The sequence below is a fragment of the Streptomyces torulosus genome, assembly GCF_001419765.1.
Taxonomy (GTDB): domain Bacteria; phylum Actinomycetota; class Actinomycetes; order Streptomycetales; family Streptomycetaceae; genus Streptomyces; species Streptomyces torulosus.
The window spans coordinates 910-1776 of the sequence record NZ_LIRK01000610.1 but is presented as its reverse complement, the minus strand read 5'-3'; the positions used below and the strand labels follow the sequence as shown (position 1 = coordinate 1776).

Sequence of the window (867 nt, the reverse complement as noted above, 5' to 3'; positions counted from 1 at the left end):
AAGTTGTCGGGGGCGCGGCCGAGCCAGATCAAGCCGACCGCCAGCAGCGCAAGCCCCGCCGCCAACAGTGCACGCGGCCCGTACGGCGCCCTGTTCGCCAGGACTGACACGGTGAAGGTGGTCACCGCGGGCGGAAGAAACACCAGCCCTACCTCCAGCGGGCCGTAGTGCAGCACTTTCTGGAGATAGAAGGAGACGAGGAATCCCTCGGACGCCAGGGCCGCGCCGAGCAGAGCGCTGACGGCGACGGTCACGCGCGACGGACCCGACCGGAAGGCACCGGACGATATGAGTGCCCAACCTCGCGGTTTCAGCTGGAGGAGAAGGAACGTCGTCAGAAGCGCGACGCCCGACGCAAGAGAGGTCATCCACTCGACCGAGGCCCAGGTCCGGCGCCCGCTACCGGTCATACTGATCGTCAGACAGACCATTCCCGCACCGAACAGCAGAGCATCCAGCACTCCGAGGCCGATCCCGGCTTCGGGCCCGGACCTCCGTCTCGGCAGCACCGGGGCAGTCGCCAGGAGCGCGAGCGACACCGCTCCGGGCAGCAGGAAGACGCCCCGCCAGCCGAAGAGTGCGGTGACCACCCCGCCGAGAAAGTCTGCTCCCAGGACTCCCACGCTCGTCACGGCGGCGATCAGTCCCAAGCCCCTTACGCGGTCGCCGGGAGCAGCGGATGCGGACACCACGCGCAGGACTGCGGCACCGATCAGTGCTGCGGCCGCTCCCTGCAGAGCACGGGCAGCGATCAACTGCTCAGCGTCCTGAGCTGCTCCACTGAGCAGGCACGACGCGGCAAACACCAGCGCTCCCGCCAGGAAGACCCGGCGTTCACCGAACCGTGCTGCTGCCCGATGCCCGGCG

General features: G+C 68.7%; 1 protein-coding gene. It reads right to left on the bottom strand.

Annotation, left to right across the window (positions count from 1 at the left end; genetic code table 11):
- Positions 1-867: MFS transporter (locus AOK23_RS35100; protein WP_157878239.1), on the bottom strand; the 867-nt coding region annotated here is incomplete at both ends.